At 69.3% G+C, this 24,779-nt stretch carries 11 protein-coding genes; 2 read left to right on the top strand and 9 right to left on the bottom strand.

The features are described 5' to 3' along the window. Nucleotides 1-34: 34 nt before the first annotated feature. The 5 genes from glgB to AC2XR2_RS30725 all read right to left on the bottom strand — a co-directional run bounded on the left by glgB (nt 35) and on the right by AC2XR2_RS30725 (nt 9,541). Nucleotides 35-2,776: a 1,4-alpha-glucan branching enzyme gene (gene glgB / locus AC2XR2_RS30705; protein WP_491516819.1), complete on the bottom strand. Its 2,742-nt coding sequence runs from the start codon at nt 2,774-2,776 to the stop codon at nt 35-37. 31 nt (nt 2,777-2,807) lie between these two features. Further along, nucleotides 2,808-4,196, bottom strand: coding sequence for a maltokinase N-terminal cap-like domain-containing protein (locus tag AC2XR2_RS30710; RefSeq protein ID WP_381304910.1), 1,389 nt, complete (start codon nt 4,194-4,196; stop codon nt 2,808-2,810). 96 nt (nt 4,197-4,292) lie between these two features. Beyond that, on the bottom strand, nt 4,293-5,993 hold the full coding sequence (gene treS, locus AC2XR2_RS30715; protein ID WP_381304906.1) for a maltose alpha-D-glucosyltransferase: 1,701 nt from the start codon (nt 5,991-5,993) through the stop codon (nt 4,293-4,295). Next, complete coding sequence (locus tag AC2XR2_RS30720; protein ID WP_491516820.1) at nt 5,990-8,122, bottom strand: alpha-1,4-glucan--maltose-1-phosphate maltosyltransferase; 2,133 nt, start codon at nt 8,120-8,122, stop codon at nt 5,990-5,992. Before AC2XR2_RS30720 ends, treS begins: the two co-directional genes overlap by 4 nt. Before the next feature lie 216 nt (nt 8,123-8,338). Then, nucleotides 8,339-9,541: a S8 family peptidase gene (locus AC2XR2_RS30725; protein ID WP_491516821.1), complete on the bottom strand. Its 1,203-nt coding sequence runs from the start codon at nt 9,539-9,541 to the stop codon at nt 8,339-8,341. Nucleotides 9,542-9,839: 298 nt separating this feature from the next. Between AC2XR2_RS30725 and AC2XR2_RS30730 the strand changes: the two genes are divergently transcribed. After that, nucleotides 9,840-12,458: a glycosyltransferase family 1 protein gene (locus tag AC2XR2_RS30730; RefSeq protein ID WP_491516822.1), complete on the top strand. Its 2,619-nt coding sequence runs from the start codon at nt 9,840-9,842 to the stop codon at nt 12,456-12,458. A 15-nt stretch (nt 12,459-12,473) separates the two neighbouring features. Here AC2XR2_RS30730 and AC2XR2_RS30735 read toward each other — a convergent pair whose 3' ends face one another. The 3 genes from AC2XR2_RS30735 to AC2XR2_RS30745 form a co-directional block, all read right to left on the bottom strand. Beyond that, complete coding sequence (locus AC2XR2_RS30735; protein WP_491516823.1) at nt 12,474-12,899, bottom strand: hypothetical protein; 426 nt, start codon at nt 12,897-12,899, stop codon at nt 12,474-12,476. Nucleotides 12,900-12,984: 85 nt separating this feature from the next. Then, complete coding sequence (locus AC2XR2_RS30740; RefSeq protein ID WP_491516824.1) at nt 12,985-19,491, bottom strand: RHS repeat-associated core domain-containing protein; 6,507 nt, start codon at nt 19,489-19,491, stop codon at nt 12,985-12,987. A 93-nt stretch (nt 19,492-19,584) separates the two neighbouring features. Continuing rightward, nucleotides 19,585-23,355: a LamG-like jellyroll fold domain-containing protein gene (locus AC2XR2_RS30745; RefSeq protein WP_491516825.1), complete on the bottom strand. Its 3,771-nt coding sequence runs from the start codon at nt 23,353-23,355 to the stop codon at nt 19,585-19,587. 328 nt (nt 23,356-23,683) lie between these two features. Here AC2XR2_RS30745 and AC2XR2_RS30750 point away from each other — a divergent pair, with 328 nt between their 5' ends. Further along, nucleotides 23,684-24,244: a hypothetical protein gene (locus tag AC2XR2_RS30750; protein ID WP_491516826.1), complete on the top strand. Its 561-nt coding sequence runs from the start codon at nt 23,684-23,686 to the stop codon at nt 24,242-24,244. Here AC2XR2_RS30750 and AC2XR2_RS30755 read toward each other — a convergent pair. Further along, nucleotides 24,241-24,747, bottom strand: coding sequence for a DUF1990 domain-containing protein (locus AC2XR2_RS30755; protein WP_491516827.1), 507 nt, complete (start codon nt 24,745-24,747; stop codon nt 24,241-24,243). The two genes, AC2XR2_RS30750 and AC2XR2_RS30755, sit on opposite strands and share 4 nt — an antisense overlap. Between the last annotated feature and the right edge of the window lie 32 nt (nt 24,748-24,779).

Genomic DNA, 24,779 nt, shown 5'->3' on the forward strand with positions numbered 1-24,779 from the left:
GCCGACCTGCGCGCCGGCCGCCGAACGCTGACTCCTACGCCGGTCGCAGCCACACCGTCGCCAGGGGCGGCAAGGTGAGCTGGAGGCTGGCCGGGCGGCCGTGCCAGCCCTGGGGGTCGGGCTTCAGGACGTCCGGGTTGGTGATGTCACCGCCCCCGTACTTCCCGGTGTCGGTGTTGAGGGATTCGGTCCAGGCCGGGATGTCGTCCGGCACGCCGAGGCGGTAGCCGGGGCGGACCACCGGGGCGAGGTTGGAGACCGCGAGGAGGGGGTTGCCCTCCGCGTCGTAGCGCAGGAAGGCGAAGACGTTGTCCTCGGACGCGTCGCCCACGATCCACTGGAAGCCCGAGGGGTCGGTGTCGCGCTGCCACAGGGCCGGGGTGTGCCGGTACACGATGTTCAGGTCGCGGACCAGGTCGCGGACGCCCCGGTGGTCGGCCTCCGCCCCGTACGCCGGGTCGAGCAGCCACCAGTCCGGGCCGTGCGCCTCCGACCACTCCGCGCCCTGGGCGAACTCCTGGCCCATGAACAGGAGTTGCTTGCCGGGGTGGGCCCACATGAAGGCCAGGTAGGCACGCAGGTTGGCGCGCTGCTGCCACCAGTCGCCAGGCATCTTCGAGACCAGCGAGCGCTTGCCGTGCACCACTTCGTCGTGCGAGATCGGCAGCACGTAGTTCTCGCTGTACGCGTACACCATCGAGAACGTCATCTCGTGGTGGTGGTACTTGCGGTGCACCGGCTCATGGGCCATGTAGTCGAGCGAGTCGTGCATCCAGCCCATGTTCCACTTCAGACCGAAGCCCAGGCCCCCGAAGCCGCCCGGTCCCATGTGGTGCGTCGCGCGCGTCACGCCGTCCCAGGCCGTCGACTCCTCCGCGATCGTCACGACACCCGGCACCCGCCGGTAGACCGTCGCGTTCATCTCCTGGAGGAAGTCCACCGCGTCCAGGTTCTCCCGGCCCCCGTGCACGTTCGGCACCCACTGACCCGGCTCGCGCGAGTAGTCGAGGTAGAGCATCGAGGCGACCGCGTCGACCCTGAGGCCGTCGATGTGGAACTCCTCGCACCAGTAAATGGCGTTCGCCACCAGGAAGTTGCGGACCTCCCGGCGGCCGTAGTCGAACTCCAGCGTGCCCCAGTCGGGGTGCGCGGCCCGAAGCGGGTCCTCGTGCTCGTACAGGGTGCGGCCGTCGAACTCGGCCAACGCCCAGTCGTCGCGCGGGAAGTGCGCGGGCACCCAGTCCATCAGTACGCCGATCCCGGCCTGGTGGAGGGCGTCGACCAGGTACTTGAAGTCGTCGGGGGTGCCCAGGCGTGCGGTGGGGGCGTAGAAGCCGGTGACCTGGTAGCCCCAGGAGCCGCCGAAGGGGTGCTCGGCGACGGGCATCAGCTCGACGTGGGTGAAGCCGAGGTCCTTGACGTACGCGGGCAGCTGCTCGGCGAGTTGACGATACGTCAGGCCGGGGCGCCAGGAGGGGAGATGGACCTCGTAGACGGAGAAGGGGGCCTGGTGCGCCGGGGCGCCCTCGGCACGCTGGGCCAGCCACTCCTCGTCGCCCCACTCGTGGTGCGAGGCGTGGATGATCGAGGAGGTGTTGGGCGGGACCTCGGTGCGGCGGGCCAGCGGGTCCGCGCGCAGGGTCTTCGAGCCGTCGGGGCGGGTGATCTCGAACTTGTACAGCTCGCCCTCGCCGACGCCGGGCACGAACAGTTCCCAGACACCGGTCGAGCCGAGCGAACGCATCGCGAACGCCGACGGGTCCCAGAAGTTGAAGGTGCCGGCCACGCGCACGCCTCGCGCGTTCGGGGCCCACACCGTGAAGCGGGTGCCGTCGACGCCCTGGTGGGTCATCGGCTGCGCGCCGAGCGCCGTCCACAGCTGCTCGTGCCGGCCCTCGCCGATCAGATGCAGGTCGAGATCGCCGAGCGCGGGCAGGAAGGCGTACGCGTCCTCGGTCTCCTGGACCGCCCCCTCGTACGTCACGAGCAGCCGGTAGTCCGGAACCTCCGTCAGCGGCAGCGCCCCGGAGAAGAACCCGTCACCGTCGTCGTGCAGCTCGGCCCGCACGTCCCCGGCCACGACGCTCACGCCCAGCGCGTACGGCCGAAACACCCGAAACGCCACCCCACCGACGACTGGATGCGCCCCCAGCACGGAGTGCGGATCGTGATGAGCACCAAAAAGCAACCGCTCACGATCCCCGGCATCCAGCACGGATGCCTCCGGCGGCGGGGCGGGGGTCGGGGTGAGGGCGGTGACCGGCTCGGTGGTGGGTCCCGCGGAGGCGATCGGTTGCGCCGGGGGCTTCGTACCGGTCGCCTTCCGTGCTGCGGGCTTCTTGGCGGCCACCTTCTTCGCCGTGGCCTTCTTCGCCGTGACCTTCTTGGCGGCGGCCTTCTTCGAGGCAGGCTTCTTCGCCGGTACCTCCTTGGCCAGCGCCTTCTTGGTGACGGCCTTTTCACCACCGGCCTTCTTGGCGATGGCCTTCTTGACACCAGCCTGCTCGGCGCCGGCCTTCTTGGCGGCGGGCCGTCGACCGACGGCCTTCTCGGCACCCACTTTCTTCGCGACGGCCTTCACCGCATCGGCCGTGTCGGCGACCGCCTTCTCCGCGACGGCCTTCACGGCACCCGTCTTGTCGGCGGCGGACTTCTCCACGCCGGACTTCCCCGCGGGCGGCGCCTGCGCCGAGGCCTTCTTGGTCACTGGCTTCTCCGCGGCCTTCTTCTTCGCAGTCTTCTTCGGTTCTGAACCGCTGGGGGTGGGCGGAGTCACAGGAGGAGCCTCCTCGGCCAGGAAAGGTCGGTCAGATCAGGTCGGACGTCGCGTACCGCGCCACCGCGGCCATCGGCACCTGGAGCCAGTCCGGCCGGTGCCGCGCCTCGTAGACGACCTCGTAGATCGCCTTGTCGGTCTCGAACGCCCGCAGCAGCACCGGATCGGTCCGTGGATCCACACCACTGACCTCGGCGTATCCCGAGCAGTATGCCGCCCGGCAGGCCTCGGCCCAGCCCGCCACCGGCAGGTCGGTCGAGTGGGCCGCGTAGTCGAAGGAGCGCAGCATCCCCGCGATGTCACGGGCCGTCGGCTGCGGCATCCGGCGTTCCGACAGCGGCTTGGACGGCTCGCCCTCGAAGTCGATCAGCGACCAGTGCCCGGAGGCCGAACGCAGACACTGCCCGAGATGCAGGTCGCCGTGGACGCGCTGCGCCGTCCAGGTGGTGCCCTCGGCGGCCAGATCCCCCAGCGCGGTGAACGCCGAGTGCAGTCCGGGGGCGTGGGGACGGAGGGCCGGGACCGCCTGCACGGCCGCCTCCAGCCGCTCGATCATGCCGTCGACGAGCAGCTGGAGCTGCTGGTGGCCGAGCGTCACGGTCGGCAGGGCCCGGGCCAGCGCGGTGTGCACCTCGGCGGTGGCCCGCCCGAGGGCATGCGCCTCCGCGCTGAAGTCCTCACCCTTGGCCAGCTCCCGCAGGGCCAGCTCCCAGCCGTCCGACGCGCCCTGCACGAAGGGCTGGAGCACGCCCAGGGTGTACGGCTCGTCCGCCAGCTCCGCCCGCAGCCACCCCGTCGGCGCGGGCACCCGGGGGCAGCCCTCCCGGGCCAGCGCGAGCGGGAGCTCCAGGTCGGGGTTGACGCCGGGCACGACCCGGCGCAGCAGCTTCAGGATGAACGTATCTCCGTAGACGATCGACGAGTTGGACTGCTCGGCGGTCATCACCCGGGCCACCAGGCCGTCCCGGATCTCCTGGTGCGGGTCCCGCTCGAAACGCAGCCCGCCGATCCGGGCTCCGGTGCGGATCGCCTCCAGGAGCAGTTCGGCGGGCAGTGGGTCGTGGAGGGCGTCGTACGCGGTGCGGCCGGTGAGCGGGCCCTCCTCGACATGGCCGATCAGCGCGGGCGCCAGCCGGGGCGGCAGCGCCTCGCGCACGCCTATGAGGAGCTGGTAGCAGTCCCCGGGGTGCGGCGGGGCGCCCACGGTCAGCGGCTGGTGGGCGCGGACCAGCAGGTGGTACAGGCCGAGCTTGGCCGTGGGGGGCAACAGTTCGGTGGCCGCCACCAGCGAGAACCCGGTGACCGGGCGTCCCTTGCCCGCGAACCAGCGCTGCCGTGGCAGCCACTCGCGCAGGAGTGGGTCGAGGGAGGCGAGGATGCCTGTACTTGTCGTGGCGGTACGGGTGACGGCTTCCGACATGGTGGGGCGTCCTTTCCCCGGGCTGGCTGGTCGGGGTGTTACTGATGCGTGCCCCGGGCGGGCCGGTGGAAACCGCCCCGCCCGGGTCCCGGTCGGCTAGGCCGCGTCCTTGCGCAGCCGGAACCAGTAGAAGCCGTGCCCGCCCAGGGTCAGCAAGTACGGCAGCTCACCGATGGCCGGGAACCGCACCCCGCCGAACAGCTCCACCGGATGCCGTCCGTTGAAGGTGCTCAGGTCCAGTTCCGTCGGCTGCGCGAACCGGGAGAAGTTGTGCACGCACAGGACCAGGTCGTCCTCGTACTCCCTCAGGAACGCGATCACCGCCGGGTTCGACGACTGGAGCTCGGTGTAGGAGCCGAGGCCGAACGCCGGGTTCTGCTTGCGGATCTCGATCATCCGGCGGGTCCAGTGCAGCAGCGACGAGGGCGACGACATCGACGCCTCGACGTTGGTGACCTGGTACCCGTAGACCGGGTCCATGATGGTCGGCAGGTACAGACGCCCGGGGTCACTGGAGGAAAAACCCGCGTTACGGTCCGGTGTCCACTGCATGGGGGTGCGGACGGCGTCCCGGTCGCCGAGCCAGATGTTGTCGCCCATGCCGATCTCGTCGCCGTAGTAGAGGATCGGCGAGCCGGGCAGGGAGAGCAGGAGAGCGGTGAACAGCTCGATCTGGTTGCGGTCGTTGTCGAGCAGCGGGGCGAGGCGCCGTCGGATGCCGATGTTGGCGCGCATCCGTGGGTCCTTGGCGTACTCGGCCCACATGTAGTCGCGTTCCTCGTCGGTGACCATTTCGAGGGTCAGCTCGTCGTGGTTGCGCAGGAAGATGCCCCACTGGCAGTTCTGCGGGATGGCCGGGGTCTTGGCGAGGATCTCGGAGACCGGGTAGCGGGACTCGCGGCGCACGGCCATGAAGATGCGGGGCATGACCGGGAAGTGGAAGGCCATGTGGCACTCGTCGCCCCCGGACTCGTAGTCGCCGAAGTAGTCGACCACGTCCTCCGGCCACTGGTTCGCCTCCGCCAGGATCACCGTGTCCGGGTAGGACGCGTCGATCTCCTTGCGGACCCGCTTGAGGAACTCATGGGTTGCCGGAAGGTTTTCGCAGTTGGTGCCCTCCTGCTGGTACAGGTACGGCACGGCGTCGAGACGGAAGCCGTCGATGCCCAGGTCCAGCCAGAACCGCAGCGCGGAGATCATCTCCTCCTGCACGGCCGGGTTCTCGTAGTTGAGGTCCGGCTGGTGGGAGAAGAAGCGGTGCCAGAAGTACTGCTTGCGGACCGGGTCGAAGGTCCAGTTGGAGGCCTCGGTGTCGACGAAGATGATCCGCGCGTCCTGGTACTGCTTGTCGTCGTCCGCCCAGACGTAGTAGTCGCCGTAGGGGCCGTCGGGGTTGGCGCGGGACTCCTGGAACCACGGGTGCTGGTCGCTGGTGTGGTTCATGACGAAGTCGATGATCACGCGCATGCCGCGCTGGTGGGCGGCGTCGACGAACTCCACGAAGTCGGCGAGGTCACCGAACTCCGGCAGTACGGCGGTGTAGTCGGAGACGTCGTAACCGCCGTCCCTGAGCGGCGACTTGAAGAACGGCGGCAGCCACAGGCAGTCGACGCCCAGCCACTGGAGGTAGTCCAGTTTGGCGGTCAGGCCCTTGAGGTCGCCGACACCGTCGCCGTTGCTGTCCTGGAAGGAGCGGACCAGCACCTCGTAGAACACGGCCCGTTTGAACCAGTCGGGGTCGCGGTCCTTGGCGGGGGTGTCCTCGAAGGTGTCGTGGACGGGCTCGTTGACGATCATGTTGTGGGTGACCCTCCGATCTGCGGGGTGGACGGTCGCAGGACGGTGCTGTGCTCACCCGGGGACTGACCCCCGGACCCCCGGCCGACCACGAGGACGTGTGCCCCGCCGGGCTGGAGTCGCACGTAGTTCGCCCTGCCCCAGTGATAGGTCTCACCGGTGAGCTCGTCGCGCACCGGCACCGACTCGTGCCATTCCAGGCCGAGTTGCGGCATGTCCAACGAGACCGTGGCCTCCTGGGTGTGGTGCGGATCGAGGTTCACGACCACCAGAACCGTGTTCGAGCCACTCCGCTTGGAGTACGCGATCACCTCGTCCTTGTCCGCGTGGTGGAAGTGGAGGTCGCGCAGCTGCCGTAGGGCCGGATTGTCCCGCCTGATGGTGTTGAGCTGGGTGATCAGGGGGGCGAGGCTGTCGGGACTGTCCCAGTCGCGGGCCTTGAGCTGGTACTTCTCCGAGTCCAGGTACTCCTCGCTGCCCTCGCGCAGCGGGGTGTTCTCGGCCAGCTCGTACCCGGAGTAGATCCCCCACGTGGGCGAGAGGGTCGCGGCCAGGACCGCGCGCAGCGCGAACGCCGGACGCCCGCCGTGCTGGAGGAAGGCGTGCAGGATGTCGGGGGTGTTGGCGAAGAAGTTCGGCCGCATGTAGGAGGCCGCCTCACCCGACAGCTCGCTCAGGTACTCGGTCAGCTCCTGCTTGCTGTTGCGCCAGGTGAAGTACGTGTACGACTGCTGGAAACCGATCTGCGCCAGCGTGTGCATCATCGCCGGCCGGGTGAACGCCTCCGCCAGGAAGATCACATCCGGGTCGGTGGCGTTGATGTCACCGATCACCCGCTCCCAGAAGACGACCGGCTTGGTGTGCGGGTTGTCCACGCGGAAGATCCGCACCCCGTGCCCCATCCAGTGCCGCAGCACCCGCACGGTCTCCGCGACCAGCCCGTCCAGATCCGCGTCGAAGGCGATCGGGTAGATGTCCTGGTACTTCTTCGGCGGATTCTCCGCATACGCGATCGTGCCGTCGGGGCGGTGGTGGAACCACTCCGGATGCTTCTGCACCCACGGATGGTCCGGCGAGCACTGCAGCGCGAAGTCCAGCGCGATCTCCAGCCCGTGCGCGGCGGCCTCCCGCACGAACCAGTCGAAGTCCTCGATGGTGCCCAGGTCCGGGTGGACCGCGTCGTGGCCGCCCTCCGGCGAGCCGATCGCCCACGGCACGCCCACGTCGTCCGGGCCGGCGGAGAGGGTGTTGTTGCGGCCCTTGCGGAAGGTGGTGCCGATCGGGTGGATCGGCGGCAGGTAGACCACGTCGAAGCCCATCGCCGCGATCGCCGGCAGCCTGCGGGCCGCGGTACGGAACGTGCCGTGCGGCGTCTCGGGGGTGCCCTCCGAACGGGGGAAGAACTCGTACCACGAGCCGAACAACGCCCGCTCCCGCTCCACCAGCAGCGGCAACGACTCCGACGCCGTGATCAACTCCCGCAGCGGATACCGCGCGAGGACCGCGTCCACCTCGGGCGTCAGGGCGGCGGCGAGGCGGGCGGCGGCCGGCCGGGTGTCGTCCCGCAGGGCTTGGACGGCCGCGAGGATCACGCCGTTGCGCCCGTCGTCGGGGACCCCGGCCGCGGCCCGTTCGTGGAGCCGGGCGCCCTCCTCGAGGACCAGTTCGGTGTCCATGCCGGCCGGGATCTTGATCTGGGCGTGGTGCCGCCAGGTGCTGATCGGGTCGCCCCAGGCCTCCACGGTGAAGGTCCACAGACCGGGAGCGCCCGCGGTGACGGTGGCCCCCCAGCGGTCGGTGCCCGGGGCCAGCTCCCGCATCGGGGTCCACGGTCCGATGCGGCCTTCCGGATCCTTCAGTACGACATTGGCGGCGACCGCGTCATGGCCCTCGCGGAACACGGTGGCCGAGACCTCGAAGGTCTCTCCGGTGACCGCCTTGGCGGGCCGGCGACCGCGCTGGACGACCGGGCGGACGTCGAGGACGGGTATGCGCCCGACGGCCGTGGTCCGGTCCGCCGCCGTGGAGGATCGCTCCGGGGGCGGTGGTCCGGGGTCGACGGGGCGCGGGGTGAGTGCGTCGGTGCTGGACGTCGGGGGTGCCGACGAGTGGTGGTGCGTGGCGGGCATGACCGCTCCTGTCCGCGTCAACTTCGGGTGGGCGGATGGCTGTGGGGAGGGGGTCCTGCGGGGCGTCCCAGTGAACCTACCTGAGCCGTGTACCGGTGGAGCCTTCCCACCCTATTCGGGTGGGCAATCCGGCACTTTGTTAACTACTCACGCGTATGTCTGCACACAAGACCGGTCCCGTTCTGGCCGAACGGGACCGGTCTGCGGACGCTTCCGCTAGGAACCCGGCACCTGAAGGATTTTGTCCGGCGAACCGGCTCCCCGGCCGGACACCTTCCCGGTGACGGCCGCCTTCACCAGTGCTTTGCCGACCTGTGCCGGAGTGGCCCTCGGATGGTCGGACAGGTACAGGGCGGCGGCGCCCGCCGCGTGCGGGGTCGCCATCGACGTACCCGACCAGGTCGCCCTGGCGGTGTCGCTCGTGATGCCCGCCGAGGTGATGGACACCCCGGGCGCGAAGAGGTCCACGGCGGAACCGTAGTTCGAGAAGCCGGCCCGCCGGTCCTTGGTGTCGGTCGCGCCGACCGTGATCGCCTGCGGTACGCCGGCCGGTGAGTAGAGGCCGGCGGGCAGTCCTTCGTTGCCCGCCGCGACCGCGTAGGTCACCCCGGAGGCGATGGAGTTGCGGACGGCCGCGTCCAGCTGGGCGTTGTAGGTGCCGCCCAGGCTGAGGTTGGCGACCGCCGGTTTCCGCGCGTTCCTCGTCACCCAGTCGATCCCGGCGATGACCTGCGAGGTCGTGCCCGATCCCGCGTTGTCGAGGACGCGTACGGCGACCACCTCGGCCCGCTTCGCCACGCCGTACCCGGCGCCCGCGACGGTGGCCGCCACATGGGTGCCGTGTCCGTTTCCGTCGCCCGCGGACCGGTCGCCCCCCACGAAGTCCCAGCCGTAGCTCGCCCGGCCCCCGAAGTCCCTGTGGGAGATCCGGATGCCGGTGTCGATCACGTACACCGTCGTCCCGGCGCCCCCGGAGGCGGGCCAGGCGTAGGTCCTGTCCAGGGGCCGGGCCCGCTGGTCGAGACGGTCGAGGCCCCAGGACGGCGGGTTCTTCTGGACCCCCTCCAGGGTCACCCGGGTGTCCTGGGCGACCGAGGCGACCCGGGGGTCCGCGGCCAGTCGCCGGGCCTGTCTCTCGTCGGCCCGGATCGCGTAGCCGTTGAGCACCGTGCCGTAGGTATGGCTGATTCTCGCCCCGTACTTCTCGGCGAGGCCCTTTCCGGTCGCCGACGGAGCCTCTGTACCCCCCTTGAGTGTCACCAGGTAACTCCCGGTGACGGACCCGGGCTCTCCGGCGCCGAGTATCCGTCCCTGTGGTGCGGCCTGCGCGGGCAGGGTGATGGCCGAAAGCGCGGCGGCACAGCCCACCGCGGTCAATCCCCCCAGCCGGCGCAGACGCCGATGTCGCGTCCGTGCCATGGCCTGACTTCCCCTCCTCAGCATGGCGTACGGCAGCCGCGGTCCGCCGGGTGCACCCGGCGCCGACCGGTACGCCAGGGGAAGCCTCTCGTGCGGTGTGAAGTACCACAAGGACGCCTGAGGGGGTGGAATCGGCCATATCCGCCATGAGGGGAGGTGGGGAGGTTGCGGCGATTTTCGGACTGTTCGATCCGGAACGGCGCCGTGGTGACGAGACCCTCCGCACGGATACGGTCGGGGTTGACGACGGGACCCACACCGCCGTGTGTCCCCCTCCGCACGCCTGACGAGGTGGCAAGTGAAGGCTATCCGTCGATTCACCGTCCGACCCGTACTGCCCGAACCCCTCCGGCCGCTCAGCGATCTGGCGCGCAATCTGCGCTGGTCCTGGCACACCGAGACCCGTGATCTCTTCCAGTCCGTCGATCCGGAACGCTGGGCGGCGTCGGGCGGTGATCCCGTACGGCTGCTCGGCGGCGTGCGCCCCGCCCGGCTCGCCGAGCTCGCCGAGGACCGCCGCTTCCTGCGCCGGCTGACCGCGGCCGCCGACGACCTCCACGACTACGTCACCGGCGAGCGCTGGTACCAGGCGCATCCGGGTGAACTTCCGGCCGCCGTCGCCTACTTCTCACCCGAGTTCGGCATCACGGCCGCGCTGCCGCAGTACTCCGGCGGCCTCGGCATCCTGGCCGGCGACCACCTGAAGGCGGCCAGCGACCTGGGCGTCCCGCTGATCGGCGTCGGCCTGCTCTACCGCCACGGCTACTTCCGGCAGACCCTGTCCCGGGACGGCTGGCAGCAGGAGCACTATCCGGTCCTCGACCCCAACGAGCTGCCCGTGGCGCTGCTCAAGGAGGCCGACGGCACCCCGGCGCAGGTGTCGCTGGCCCTCCCCGGCGGCAACCGGCTGCACGCCCGGATCTGGCTCGCCCAGGTCGGCCGGGTGCCGCTGCTGATGCTGGACTCCGACGTCGAGGAGAACGGCCTCGGCGAACGCGGGGTGACCGACCGGTTGTACGGCGGCGGCAGCGAACACCGGCTGCTCCAGGAGATGCTCCTCGGCATAGGGGGTGTCCGGGCCGTACGGACGTACTGCCGGCTGACCGGCCACGCCGAGCCCGAGGTCTTCCACACCAACGAGGGGCACGCCGGCTTCCTCGGCCTGGAGCGGATCGCCGAACTCTGCGACCGGGGGCTGGACTTCGACGCCGGTCTGGAGGCCGTCCGCGCGGGGACCGTGTTCACCACGCACACCCCCGTCCCGGCCGGCATCGACCGCTTCGACCGTGAGCTGGTCGCCCGGCACTTCGGCCCCGACGCCGAGCTGCCACGCATGGACGTGGGCCGCATCCTGGCGCTCGGCATGGAGACCTACCCCGGCGGCGAACCCAACCTGTTCAACATGGCCGTGATGGGCCTCAGGCTCGCCCAGCGCGCCAACGGCGTCTCGCTGCTGCACGGGCAGGTCAGCCGGGAGATGTTCTCCGGACTCTGGCCGGGATTCGACCCCGAGGAGGTGCCGATCACCTCCGTGACCAACGGGGTGCACGCCCCGACCTGGGTCGCCCCCGAGGTGTTCCGGCTCGGCGCCCGGCAGATCGGCGCCCAGCGCACCGAGGACGCGCTGACCGTCGGCGGCTCGGAACGCTGGGACGCCGTCGGGGACATCCCCGACCAGGACGTCTGGGAGCTGCGCCGGACGCTGCGCGAGCAGCTGGTGACCGAGGTGCGGGACCGGCTGCGGGCGTCCTGGCGGCAACGCGGCGCCGGTACGGCCGAGTTGGGGTGGATCGACGGGGTGCTGGACCCCGATGTCCTCACCATCGGGTTCGCGCGCCGCGTCCCGTCGTACAAGCGCCTGACGCTGATGCTGCGGGACCGCGACCGGCTGATGGATCTGCTCCTGCACCCCGAGCGGCCCATCCAGATCGTGGTGGCCGGCAAGGCGCACCCGGCGGACGACGGCGGGAAGCGGCTGGTCCAGGAGCTGGTCCGGTTCGCCGACGACCCGCGGGTGCGGCACCGGATCGTCTTCCTGCCCGACTACGGCATGGCGATGGCGCAGAAGCTCTACCCGGGCTGTGACATCTGGCTCAACAACCCGCTGCGGCCGCTGGAGGCGTGCGGGACGAGCGGGATGAAGGCGGCTCTGAACGGCTGTCTGAACCTGTCCGTCCTGGACGGCTGGTGGGACGAGTGGTTCCAGCCCGACTTCGGCTGGGCGATCCCGACGGCGGACGGCGTGGGGACCGACCCCGACCGCCGTGACGACATAGAGGCCGACGCCCTCTACGACCTCCTCGAACAGCGGGTGACGCCGCGCTTCTACGAGCGCGGCCAGGGCGGCCTGCCCGACCGCTGGATCGAGATGGTCCGCCAGACCCTGACCCTCCTGGGCCCGAAGGTCCTGGCCGGCCGGATGGTCCGCGAGTACGTCGAGCGGCTCTACGCCCCCGCCGCCCACGCCCACCGCACGATGGCCCCGGACACGGCGCGGGAGCTGGCGGAGTGGAAGGCCCGGGTGCGGGCGCAGTGGCACGGCGTGACGGTCGACCACGTGGAGACCACGACCGCGACGACCACGGCCGAACTCGGCACCACGCTCGGCCTGCGGGTCCACGTGGGTCTCGGCGCCCTCGGCCCGGACGACGTGGAGGTCCAGGCGGTCTCCGGCCGGGTGGACGAGGAGGACCGCATCGCCGACGCGACGACGGTCCCGCTGAAGCCGGTGGGCGGCCCGGACCCGGACGGCCGCTGGGTCTACGAGGGCCCCCTCTCCCTCGACCGCACCGGCCCCTACGGCTACACGGTCCGCATCCTGCCCTCCCACCGCCTCCTGGCCTCGGGCCCGGAGCTGGGCGTGGTGGCGGTGCCCTCCGAGGAGGTGGTGGAGGGGGCCGGGGTGTTGCTGAGGTGATCTCGCACCGTCAGATCACCAGTCATCACCCAGGTCGAAGTTAGCGGCGACGGGCTCGCCGGCCTTGTCGAGGGCGACCAACAGGTACGTTCCGAGGGCGTCGAGTCCGTCGTACAGCTTCTCGGCGAGCTCCCATGTCGCGACCTGCTCGGACCGGGAGACGGGGATGGCGTAGGCGGGGACCTTGTCCAGGGGCGGGCCCTCCTCGGGATCGTCCACGATCAGACGGAAGCTGAGGTCCTCGTTCTCGAACCAGGACCGGAAGCCGCCCGAAGGCTCCCGCCCGTCGTCGGCGGGGTCGAACCTGATTCCCATGACGTGTTCCACGTCGGAACGCAGTCGGCGGGCGAAGGCCGCACAGTCCCACGCGGCGCGAGCCGGGCCGACCCGCACGTCGAAATCAGCCTTGAAGCCGGTCCCGAAAGGTTCGAACCGTCCCATGAAAGATGTCCTCGCGATCTGAAAGGAGCGGGTGCCCGGTCTATTTTGGCACCGGGCACCCGCGTGGTGATGTTCGAGCCGAGGGCTAGCCGATTTCCTCGTCCAGCATGTAGTCCCGGCCGAAGACGATCACTCGTTGCATGACCCGTCCTGGCTTGTTGAACTGCCGGATCGCCTCACGGGCGTCGTCCTCGCTCGTGCCGCTCCTACGGGTGTCGATGACCACGAGATCGGTCTTCTGCTTCTTCTCCGAATCCCGCAGCGCGTCCCGCATACGAGTCATTTTGTCGCTCTTCAGCGACTTGAAGTCGGCTCGCATGTCATCGACCCAGGCATCACCGGCGTGCGGGGGTGCCTGGTCGTCATTTCTGGACATCACCTCGTGGCCGTGGATGGCGAGAGTGAGGGCGATCTGGAATTCATCGTCGTCGTCGAAACCGAAATCGCTCGCGCCGGACTTCGAGTTCTTCCGCTTCCAGGACTCGTCGATCCGTTCCATGATCTCCTCGGCCTCGTCGCGGTCAGGGCCCATCATCTCCATGAGGTCCTTGGCGAGGTTGTACGCCCCGCATCCGTCCCGCGCTCCGCGGTGGCACGTGCTTTCCTCGATGTCCTCGATCGCCTCTTCGTAGTAGTTGGTGAGATCCCACTTTCCGTCGAGTATCTGATTCACTCGCTCCTTGCGCAGCTTCGCCGCGATCTCGGCGTTGGCGAACAGGAGCTGCTCCAGATAACGGTTGAAGCGAGGGTCCCCGGGTGCCGCCTTACCCGACCTGCCGTCCTTGTAGACGTAGGCGGTTCCGGAGGTGCTGTTGCCCTTGGGCTTCCATCCCTTGGCCTTGCGCTCCTCCGCGGTGTCCGGGATTCCTCCGGTGCAGGAGATCTCCCCGGTGTGGCACTCGGGTACGCCGAGCCCGGACGGGTCGCTGAGGGTGGTGGGGTTGTTGTTGGCGTAGCTGTAGCCGTTCAGCGACTGGTGCTGGTCCGGCATCAGCAGTGGATCGACGCTGAGGAACTGGCCCGTGGAGGCGTCGTACTGGCGGGCGCCGATCTGGGTCAGTCCCGTGCCACTGTCGACGCTCTTTCCGAGGAATCCCTTGTCATCCGGCCAGGGGCCGGCCCCGGCGCCCCGCCCGGTGCCGAACGGCGTGGTGTACCGCTTGCTCAGAGCCTGCGCGCTGTCACTACCGACCGTGACCGTGCTGGTGCCGTGGTGGTCACCCGAGAGGTACTGGAGCTTTTCGGTACCGCTCACGTTGCTTCGCACCGCGATGGTGGCACCACCCACCGTGTAATAGCGGTTGGCCCACTTCTTGCCACCCTTGAGATGTACTTCGGTGGCTCCGAGGTACAGCACGGTCTCGCCGTCCGCCGCGTTGTCACGGCGGATGAGGAGAGTGCCGTCGGCGTCGTACAGATAGTCGGTGGCGGTGGTGCCTTCGGTGACCTTGCCGAGTCGGCCCTCCTGGTTCCACAGCAAGGACTGTCGGTTCGTGGAGCCGACCGACTCGGCACGGGTCTCGGCGTTGCCCAGGGAGTCATAGGTGTACTGGGCGGCCGCCGGGTCACAGGTGGCGGTGGTCGTGGTCGACTTCAGGGCGTGCTTACGGGCCGAGTCGTAGCAGTAAGTCGTCTTGACCGGGGTGGGCACGGCCGCGTTGCGGGTCTCGGTTGCCCGCTGCCCCGATGCCGTGTAGCTGTAGCTCGTCCAGTACGGCGCCGCCCCCCCGAGGTTGGCGACCGTCCGGCCCGCGGTGGAGCAGTCGGCGGTCTTGGGCGTCCACGACTCGGTCAGCCGCTTCTGGCCGTCGTAGGCGAAACACTGCAGGTCGGCGCCGATGCCGGTGTCGGCACGGTCATAGATGCCGGTGACGTTGCCCACCTGGTCATAGCGGTACTCGAGGTCCTGGATCGGGCCTCGGGTCTGGTCATCGGTGGACGAGGTGAGCAGCCGGCCAGTGCCTGCCTCGTAGGTATGGGAGATGAAGACGCGCTTGGCGGAGGCTGAGGTGCCGAGCTGGTACTGGTGGACCTGGCCGAGCGCGGAGTAGTCGACGCCGAGGAGGTAGCCGCTGATGCCGGACTGCTGGGTCGGCAGCCCTGCGTCGTTGTACAGGGTCTCGACCGTCTCCGCGGCCAGACCGCCGGCCGCCGGCTCCTTGGTGTTGTTGACGGTGCCGTCGAGACGGTACGCCGTACCGTAGCTGGTGGTCGGCAGGACAGCGCCCGAGGTGACCAGCGCGTCGCTGTCCGGCAGGGTCAGCGTGGTTCCGGTGGGCCGGCTCAGGCTGTCGTAGGCGGTGACCGTCTTGGCGTACGCCTTGCTGTTGCTCTGGTTGACGCCGTTCTCATAACGGACGGACTGGTCGGCGTAGCCCTTCAACAGGCTGTCGAAGGTCCAGGCGGCGAGCTTGTTGGCGTCGGTGCGACTGGTGTGCCACAGACCGGTCTTGCGGCCGAGTTCGTCGTAGCCGTAGTAGAGGAGCTGGCCCTTCTGATCCTTGGTGTTGTCGATCTGGTCAAGGGCCGTGTACTTGGTTGTCGTGGTGCCCTTGTCGGGGTCGGTCGCGGTGGCCTGGCGGCCGTAGAGGTCGTAGGTGTACGACCATACGGATCCGTCCGGACCAGTGACGGTCTTCTGCTTGCCGTCCGGGGTGTAGGTGAAGCCGACCTTGGTGTAAGAGGTGCCCTGGGCGGCACCGAACTCGGTGTCGCTCGAGTCCGGGCCCGCGTAGGTGCGGGTCTCCTTTGTCCGGCCCAACACATCGGTGATTACCCGGGAGGCGGTGCCGCCCTCCAGCGCGGTGGTCGCCGTCGAGTCGCCGGTGTAGCTCGTTGTGGTGTCCCACTTCTTGACGCCCCAGGTGGACAGCGTGGTCTTCACCGCGCGTCCCGCGCCGTCGTACACGGTGTCGTTCTGCTTGGGCGACTGCGCGTACTCGACCCCCGTGTAACTGCTGTTGGGAGCGGTGGTGCTGTCGTAGGCGTCGTTCTGCGTGGTGACGGCCAGACCGCGGGAATCGTACCGGGTGTCGCTGAGGACCCGGCCACCGCCGGCCGCTGCCGGGGTCTGGGTCTGGATGGGCCGCAGCAGCGAGTCGTACAGGGAGTACGAGGCGCGATAGGTGGTCCCGTCGGCCTTCAGCCGGGCGACCGAGTTCCAGGACGGTTTGGTCTGACTGATGCCGTAGTCGTACTTCGCGCTGGGCGTGTCACCGCCGGACTTAGACCGGTTCGGCAGCCAGGTGGCCGTGAGCCTTCCGAGGGCGTCGCGGGAGTGCTCGGTGCGCTTGAGGTTGGCGTCCAGGGTGTAGCTGACCGTCCCCCGTGCCGGGTCGACATAGGTGTACGACTTGTGCGCCTGGCCGTTCGACGCCAACTTCGGGTAGGTGACGATCACGCCGGTCACCGGGCCGCCTGCTGCCGGGTAGTAAGCAGTGCTGGTCTCGTTGCCTGCGGCGTCTGCCACCTTCAGGGACCGGCCGAGCTTGGCGGTCGCGGTGTCGAACGTGGTGGCGGTGACGGTCTGCCACGATCCGGTGGCGGGGTTGCGGTCCGCCGTGCCGCTCGCGGCCGGGTAGCCCTTGGGCTGGCCCGTCCAGGTCGGCAGGCCGAGCGTCGGCGTCTGGTCCGCGCTCCAGCCGGTCGCGCCCGGAGTGTCGTACACGGTCGCGGCATCGGCGAGAACGTCACCGCGGGTGTCGGTGTTCGTCGGCAGCGACAGCTTGTCGTCCGTGTCGGCGCACCGCTTGGCCACGGTCCGGGTGCGCGAGACCAGCGAGGTCAGGCCCTTGGCGTCGTTCCGCGCATACCAGGTGCGGGTGCAGGTCTCGTCCCCGGTCACCGACCAGTCGCCGTGGTTCTCGTTGTGGGTGACCATGCCGTACGTGTCGTCGTAGGTGTACGACGCCGCGGTGGTCCGCCACTTCTGAGTGGCCGTCAGCCAGGTGTGCTCGTAGGTGCGGGCCGTGCGCACATAGTGCGCCTTGGTGTTCGCGTAAGACTTCTGCTGGCTGGCGGTCTGCTTGGACCAGAAGTTGTTGATGCTGAACGAGATCGGTGTGCCGCCGTCGTAGGTGATCTCCTGGCGCGGCTGGCCCGCGTACTGGTCGGAGTCGGTCGCCGCGGACAGGGTGACGCCCGTCATCGGGATCGGCTCGACACTCGCGGCACGGGTGGTGCCGTCCAGCTGCTTGTCACCGTGCATGCCCTGCATGAACAGTTTCACCGTCTTGGAGCGGACGGCGCCCACCTCACCGGCGTAGGCGGTCACCTTCTGGTAGCCGCGCCACTCGGACCAAGTGCGTTCCTTCTCCTTGGTGAACGGGTCGTCGTTGTAGCGCCAGGCCGGGGACGCGTAGTCGTAGCTGTACTCGACCGCCGGGTTCTTGGCCGCGGGGTCGCTGGTGTTGACCGAGGTGACCCGGTACTTGTGGAACCAGTCGAGTGCGGGATCGCCGCCGTTGATGGCCCAGTACACCGGGTAGCAGGACAGGGTGTTCTTGTCGGCCGCGGCCGGCATGTTGCTGCCGCGCACGCACTCCTCGTTGGAGAGCGCCACTGTCGTGACGGCACCGGTCTCCGAGGTGATGGTGGAGATACGCGGCCGCGTCAGCGGCAGGATGTTGCCGCCGCCGGGCTGGATTCCGCCCTCGACGCGGTTGTGCCGTTGCTGGTAGGTGAAGCCGACCGACGGCAGGCCGATCGCGGTGCCGTTCTGGCCGGTGCGCTTGAGCGAGGTGAGGGTGAGGACCTGATCGGAGCTGTTGCCGATGTCCTGCCCGTCGAAGAACTCCTGGCCCAGCGCGTAGGAGTCCACCGGTTTGAAGGCGTCCGGCTCGGCCGCCGTGGACCAGAAGTGCGTGTCGACGCCCGTCAACCGCTTACGGGTGAAGAAGGCCGGGCCCGCGGCGAGGCAGTCGGTCGCGGAGGACGCGCAGATCGAGTCGTAGGGGACGTCCGGCCAGTTGGTGGCGGTGTCCTTGGTGAGCGAGTCGCAGGAGGACGCCGTGCAGCGCTCCTTGTACGTGAACGTCACCTTCGCGGAGGTGACACCCGTGAACAAGGCGTCGGCGCGCTGGCCGTAGCGGATCTCGGTCGGGTGGCCGCCGCGGACGTACGACGCGAGCGACGTCTTATCGCCGTTCTTGGCGTAGTGGTTGGTCTCCTTGGCGTACCAGTAGGTCGCCGCGTTGCCGTGCACGTCCTGCACCAGGTCAAGATTCCAGCGCCACGCCTGGTTCTTGGCACGGCCCGAGAAGCCGGTGCCCGAGGAGTAGCCGGGCTCGCCGCTGTCGTCACCGAAGACGGGCACGGCCCAGGTGGAGTTGGTCCGCTCGGTGCCTGCGCCGGGCAGCTTGTTCAGGCCGAACGTGTACGTGGTGCCGTCGCCGGTGACGACCCGCCAGTACTCGCCCTTGCCGTCCGTACCGGTGTCGCCGTCGTCGTCGTTGTCGGCGCCGGTCTCGTGGAAGACCTGGGAGGCGTCGTCGTTCTTCAGCCGCCACTTGCCGGAGGTGTCGTCCTTGACCAACTCGTTGGCGACGCCGTTGAGGACGAGCGAGGCGTTGTCGAACTTCCAGCACAGGTCGTTCTTGTCGACCTGACCGTCGTCCTCGCAACCGCCGTACTGGCGTGAGACATAGGACTCGGTCATCGAGAAGCCCTCACCGACCAGCGAGCCCTGGTTGTTGGTGTTGGCGGTACGGCCGTCGATGGACCCGGAGTCGTATCCCAGCGCCAGCGGCGGTACCGGACCGGCTGGCGCCGGTGGCACGGTGAGCGGGTACGACCACGTGAACGAGCCGGACGACTCGCCGGCCTGCCAAGTGGACGACGGCGACAGGGGGGTGGCGGCGAAGTCACCGCTACCTGCCGAGGACGTGGTCGTCGACTCTGCGGCCAGGGCCATCACGGTCGGGGCGACGCTCGCCGTGACGGTCGTGCGGGCTGTCACCGTCTGGCCCTCGACGTCGTTGGCGGAGCCCACAGGGATCGTGGTCCGGCACCGCGGCTTCTCGGGGGTGGTGAGCGCACACGCCGGGAGCTTCACCAGGCTCAGCCGGGTGGCCCAGTTGCCGCCGACCGCGGACGCGAACGAGCTGTAGTCGACGGTCAGTCGGGCTGCGCCGGGCCGCCGGGTGCCCACGGTGAACAGCAGGCCCGTGATGCCGGCCTGCTGGGTGGCCTTCCGGCTCAGGATCCGGACGGACGCTTCGCCGGAGGCGCGCCCCTTGCCGGACTTGACCGCAGTGACGTCGACGACTGAGCCTGTGGCTGGAGTCGCGAGCGAGTCGCGTGCCGTGCCGGGCTCGGGCCAGGCGACGCGGCGCTCCGCGCGGGCCTGGGTAATCAGGCGCTGGTTGGCCTTCTTGTCCCGTGCGACCCGTTCCCGGGCCTTCTTGGCACCGAGACCGGTGACCGGGTGGACCCGGCTGACCTTGGTGTCGGCGGAGTCCGGGACACCCGGGCGGGCCGCCTCGGCGACACCCGAGGGCAGCACCGGCGTCGCGAACAGCGCGAGGAGCAGGGCACCGACGACCGGCCGACGGCCGGTCGGGTGCCCGATTCTGCGCGAACGTGGTCTGAACACGATCTGCTTTCTTCTGGAAGGTGTGGAGGAAGGACGGGGCGCGGACATGGGATCGCGGCCCGCGCCCCGGTCACCGGTCACGTTGGGCGGGGGTCAGTCCCCGACCACTGCCGTCTTGTGGTGGGCGCTCTGCACCGCGCCCGCCCACATTCGGATGTGGTTGATCCGACCCGGCACGTGGTTGCCCCACGCGCTGTTGAGCCAGCCCTTGCCGGCGGCCACGCCGCCGCTGCTCGCCGACGCCGTGTACTGAGTGGGTTCGCCCTGCCGGTCCACGAGGAAGAGGGAGACGGTCCGGTTCTGGGCGTCGTACGCGCCGGTGAGCTCAACATCGGTGCCGAGCACGGCCGCGTCGTCGCTCTGCACCGATGCTCCGGAGCCGTCGGCGGTCAGCAGGCCGAAGTGCCACCGGCCGAGCGCCCAGCTCTCGAACTTCGGCTCGCCCGTGGCGTCGTCGATGACGGGGTCGCCGTTCTCGTCCAGGACCTCATGGCCCTGAGGATCGATGCCGGTCTTCTCGAACCACAGCCCCCAGGACGATCCGGTGGCCGTGCGCTGACCGAGGACCTGCGCGCGGTAGCCGTTCGGCTTGTCCTTGAGTGCCGCCCCGTCGACCAGCGCCTCCACGGCCACCGTGAAGGAGCCGGTGGTGTCGACCAGCGGTGACGCGGACTCGGCGCCGCCGGTGCCGCTCAGGACCAGGGACTCGCCGTCCAGCTGGGCACCGCTGCCCACGGTGAGCGTGGCGCCGTAGTTGCTGGTGGTGTCCTGGAGTGTGCTCCCGGACGCTCCGGAAGCATTCAGGTCGGCCACTAGTTCCAGGTGCGGCAGGCCGGTGCCGTCGGGGCCGTCGGTGAGCCGGGCCTCGGTGGCGATCTGGACGTCGGACTGAGCCGTCTGCCAGACCGTCACCTCGTCGATCTCACCGGTGAAGGGGTCAGTGTGGGCGCCCTTGTACTTGACCCGGCCGAGCTGGAAACCGCCGTTCGCGGACCAGTTGCCGGTGATGGTGTCGGTGCCCTGTAGGCGGCCGTTCACATACAGCGACAGGACGTTCTTGTCGTGGTCGACCACAGTGGCGAGGTGGGTCCACACACCCGTCTGCGCCGAGTCCTTGGCGTTGACACGCTGGTTGCTCAGCGAGGTGGACGCGAGGTCGGCGTCGGCCAGGCGCACGCACCAGGTCTTGCTGTCCTCGCAGTAGCCGAGGAAGAAGGGGCTGTAGTACGTGCCGTCCTGACCGGCCACCGTGAGGTTGCGCCCCGTCGCGTCCAGCCGCACCCATGCGGCGACAGTGTAGGAGGCCGCAGTCTGCAGGACAGGCTCGGTGGTGGCGGCGTATGCCGAGTTCGTCAACTTCAGCGCCTGGTCCGGGCCGAGGACGGCTGCCGTGGTCTCGGTGGGGGGCTGCTTGACGATCTCGCCGCGGCGCCCGTCGGGGGTGCGGACCGCGCCGACGGACAGGGCGAGGTCGTCGCGCAGGGTGCTGTCGGTGGTGGAGGTGTCGACGACCGCGCCGCTCGTCTCGTCGAAGTTCCAGTGGGCGACCGGCTTGGGTCCCTCGCTGACGAGGAACCGGACGATCTGCTCGTCGCCGCCCAGCGGATACGCGGCCGACTTGGCTTGGACGTGCAGCAGATAGGTGCCGGAGGACGGTGGCGTGAACGTTGCCCTGTAGGTGGCGCCGGTCGTCCACGCAGACCAGGCGGAGTCGGAGGAGAGCTTGTACCGGTAGCCGGTGTTGGTGCTGGTCTCGCCCGCGGCGGGACCGAACATCGCGGTGCCGGGCTTGCCAGGGCCGCCGCCCGCGACGCAGGAACCCCCCGTGACGCATTCGCTGTAGGTGGTCCAGGATGTGATGCTCGGCTTCTGTGGGGCCTTGCTGTCCACAGTGAAGTAGCACCAGTCGCTCTGCGAACTGGACAGAAAGCTCTTGTCGCTGTTGTAGAGGGAGTGGGTGAAGGCCCGGTAGCGGTGCAATTTGCCGTCGGCCAGGGGGTTGTCCCAGTCCTTCGTCTGCGCGGGGAATCCCTTCAACGTACTGCTGTACGCCACATATCCGCTGGTCGGCTTCAGCGAGGAGGTGGTCGGCTCGGGCGCGTCGGACCAGGCGGTGCCGTTCTTCACGTCCACGTCGAAGTAGATGCGCAACCGGGCGCCGGACTCCCCGCCGGCCGCCGTCTCAGGGGTGGCGAGCAGATCGGGCTTGGGGTCCGTGATGATGCTGGGCGACGACTCCGACTTGCTGCACACCCGGCCGGCACCGGCCTTGACGCCGGTCTCGGTGGCGATGGCGGGCTTGCTGACGTAGTCGACCGTGAGGACGGCGTCGTCGTCGAAGCGCTTCCAGGAGACCGTGTCGGACTCGCTCTTGGCCATGAGCATCAGGGTCAACCGAGGGAACGATCCGGCCGCGAAGGACCGGACCGTCGGGGTGAGGTTCTCGTCCGGCTCCTCGGCGTAGTCGTGGAAGCGGATGGGCGCGGCCGGCTGGGCCGGCGAACAGGCGGAGCCGCGGCCGGCGGAGACGTTGCGGTCGCCCATCTGGTCCAGCTTGGTCGGGCCGGGCCACTTGCTGGACGAGGAGATGGGGTTGGTGCGCTCCAGGTCGACCCAGCGGGCGTCGCAGGAGAACGACCAGGTCTCCGTTACGTTGAACTCGGCGTCCAGGACGTGCTTGCCCTTCAGCTTGTCCGGGGCGAATTCGAAGTACATGCGGTTCACATAGCCGTTGCCGCAGTAGTACGTGGTGCCGCCGATCACGGCGGAGCCGCACTTGCCGACACTCATGCCATTGGTGCCGCCCGAAAAGTTGTAGAAGACGTCGCCGTCGGAGGACAGCACCGTGCGCTCGGACTCGTTCAGCTCCACCGATGGGTCGATGTAGAGGGGGAGTTCAGCCTGAGTGGTGTCGGTGAGAAGGCCGGCGTCGGGGACGACGCGGACGGATTCGTCGTCGAGGACGACGTCCATCAGCGCGGACTCGTCACCGGCGCCGGGGCCGTCGAGGGGATCCTCCTCACCGGGGCCGGTCACCGGGACCAGGGGGGAGGCGGCGGTCCGGGCCGTGCCCAGGGGGCGCAGGCCGACGCTCTGCGCCGACAGTCCCTCGCCGTCGGCAGTGTCCCCGGCGGAGTTCCACATCCGGGCGCTTGGCGAGCGGAAAACGACCTGGCCGTTGCCATCGACGACTTCCATGCTTCCGGCGGCGCCGGCACGTGCTTCGAGCCCGTCGGTATCCAGGTCGTACTGGATGGCACGCAGGCCAGGTGCGGCGGTGGCCTCCAACGTCTCGACCTCAAGCACCTGCCGGAAACCCTCCGGAGTCGCCGTCAGGATGAGGTTGACGTCCGGCCGGACGTCCTCGTACACGGCTCGGCTGCCGTCCAGACGAGGCTCCGGCAGAATGCCGGGCCAGCCAAGCGACACCGACCGTCCCGCGTCGCCGATGGTCACCAGATCAGCGCCGGAGCCACCACCGGAGAATGACATCTCCACGGCGGCGGCCCGGGGTCCGACTGATCCGTCCGGCCGCTTCACGAGCGTCGCGTCCGGCCTTACCCAGCCACCGTCTTCTGTGGCGACCCGCACAGGGACGATGGACTTCTCCAGAGTGAGCGTGCTGCCATCCGGGTTGGCGAAGACGGTGTCCCGCTCGGTGCGTTCTTCGACCACCTCCACTCGATCACCGGTGGCCGCGGCCTCGGCGAGTGCCTTCTCGGAGGGGGGCGGGCCCGTGGCTTCCGACAGCGTGGCGCTTGCCCGTCCGACGGCGAGCGGCATCCCTGATGCCATGGTCAGCGCCAGTGCCAGCGCAACTCCGGCACCCGCCAAGCGCGCTGTGCGCCCTCGGGTCGGTCTCATTTGGATCTCCATCTGAACATAAAAAGGGAACGTTTGTTCGATTCGAGGGTGACGAGGCGGCCGTGACGGCCAAGTGGAAGTGACTCACTCGCGGGTCGCGAGAGCGCGATGGGAAGAAGAAGGCCTATTCGATGGGCGTCTGTAAGCGGACACACCGCCATGGCTGGAACAACGAACCCCCTGCACGCACCCTGCTGACGCACCCCACCCCTGACGTGCTTGGATGCAGCGTACATGGCAAACCCATGGCAAACACATGGCAAATTCGCAGACGTCGAAGGTTCGTGCGAAGATCCCGAACCGACCGTTCAGATCGAGGGAAGAGCGGATGCGTACCACCATCGTTGGCAGAGCCGTACGGATAGCTGCCGTCGCCGCGGGGACGGCGCTCGTCGCCGGATGCGGCAGCGACGCCGCACCTACCGCCTCGGCGTCGGCCACGTCCCCGGCGCCCTTCGACCAGGAGACGGTGAAGGCGGACCTCGACGCGGCCATCGGCGCCGCCGGACTGCCGGAGGGAACGACGGAAGCGGGATATCCCGAGGGCGGAGGAGCGAGTAGCGGCACGAATGCGCGACGGTCGGCCGAGCTCATCACTCGGCTGTCGCCCTGCATCGTCCCCTGGTCGTCCGACGCTGCCCGGGGCACGCTGGACGATCTGCTCTCCGGCCTTGTGAAGCGAGGGTGGGAGCGCGCCGCAGCGGACAAGGAAGTGCCGGTCGGGAAGGGCGGCACCTACTTCATGGCCACCTACGAGAAGCAGGGGTGGACTATCAACGCACGGCACAACAGCCTGCGGCGCCTGAATCAGTCCACCATCATGGCAACGGAAGACGCCTGCTTCGCGCGGCTCACCGACGAGGAGGTGGCTCTTGTCAAGGGTGACTAGTCCTCGTGCGGTCCGGTGAGGCGCCGCAGGACCGTGCCGCACTTGCGGGCGTAGGCGTGCTGGAGTCCGCGGGTCGCAGGACCACCCGCCCGGGAGTACCACTTGGCGCCCTTGCTGAAGGCCGACACCGTCAGCCATACCGTGCCGTCGCCCGTGCGGTCGACGACGAAGGACTCCTCGCCGCACTCGGGGTGGCCGGACAGGGTGCCGTAGGCCCAGCCCGCGCGGCGGTGTTCCTCGACCGTCCAGACCACTCGGCAGGGGGCCTTGATGACCCCGGCGAGGGTGACGGTGACGTCCACGTCGGGGGCCGCCCGGTCCGCGCTGGCGTCGATGCCGACGCCGAGGGCCCGGTGCATCTCCCAGGTCAGGACCGCCTCTGAGGCCTTCCGGAAGACGTCGTGGCCCTCGCCTATGCGCGTGCGGACGTGCAGGGGGTGGAAGCCGGGCGGGCAGAATCCGCTCCGCCGGGTCGCGCCGACGTCGTCGTACGTGAAGGACATGGGACCCAAGAGTAGGGCGGTACCCGGAAATG

Source organism: Streptomyces sp. LS-MS-L19, from assembly GCF_058382285.1.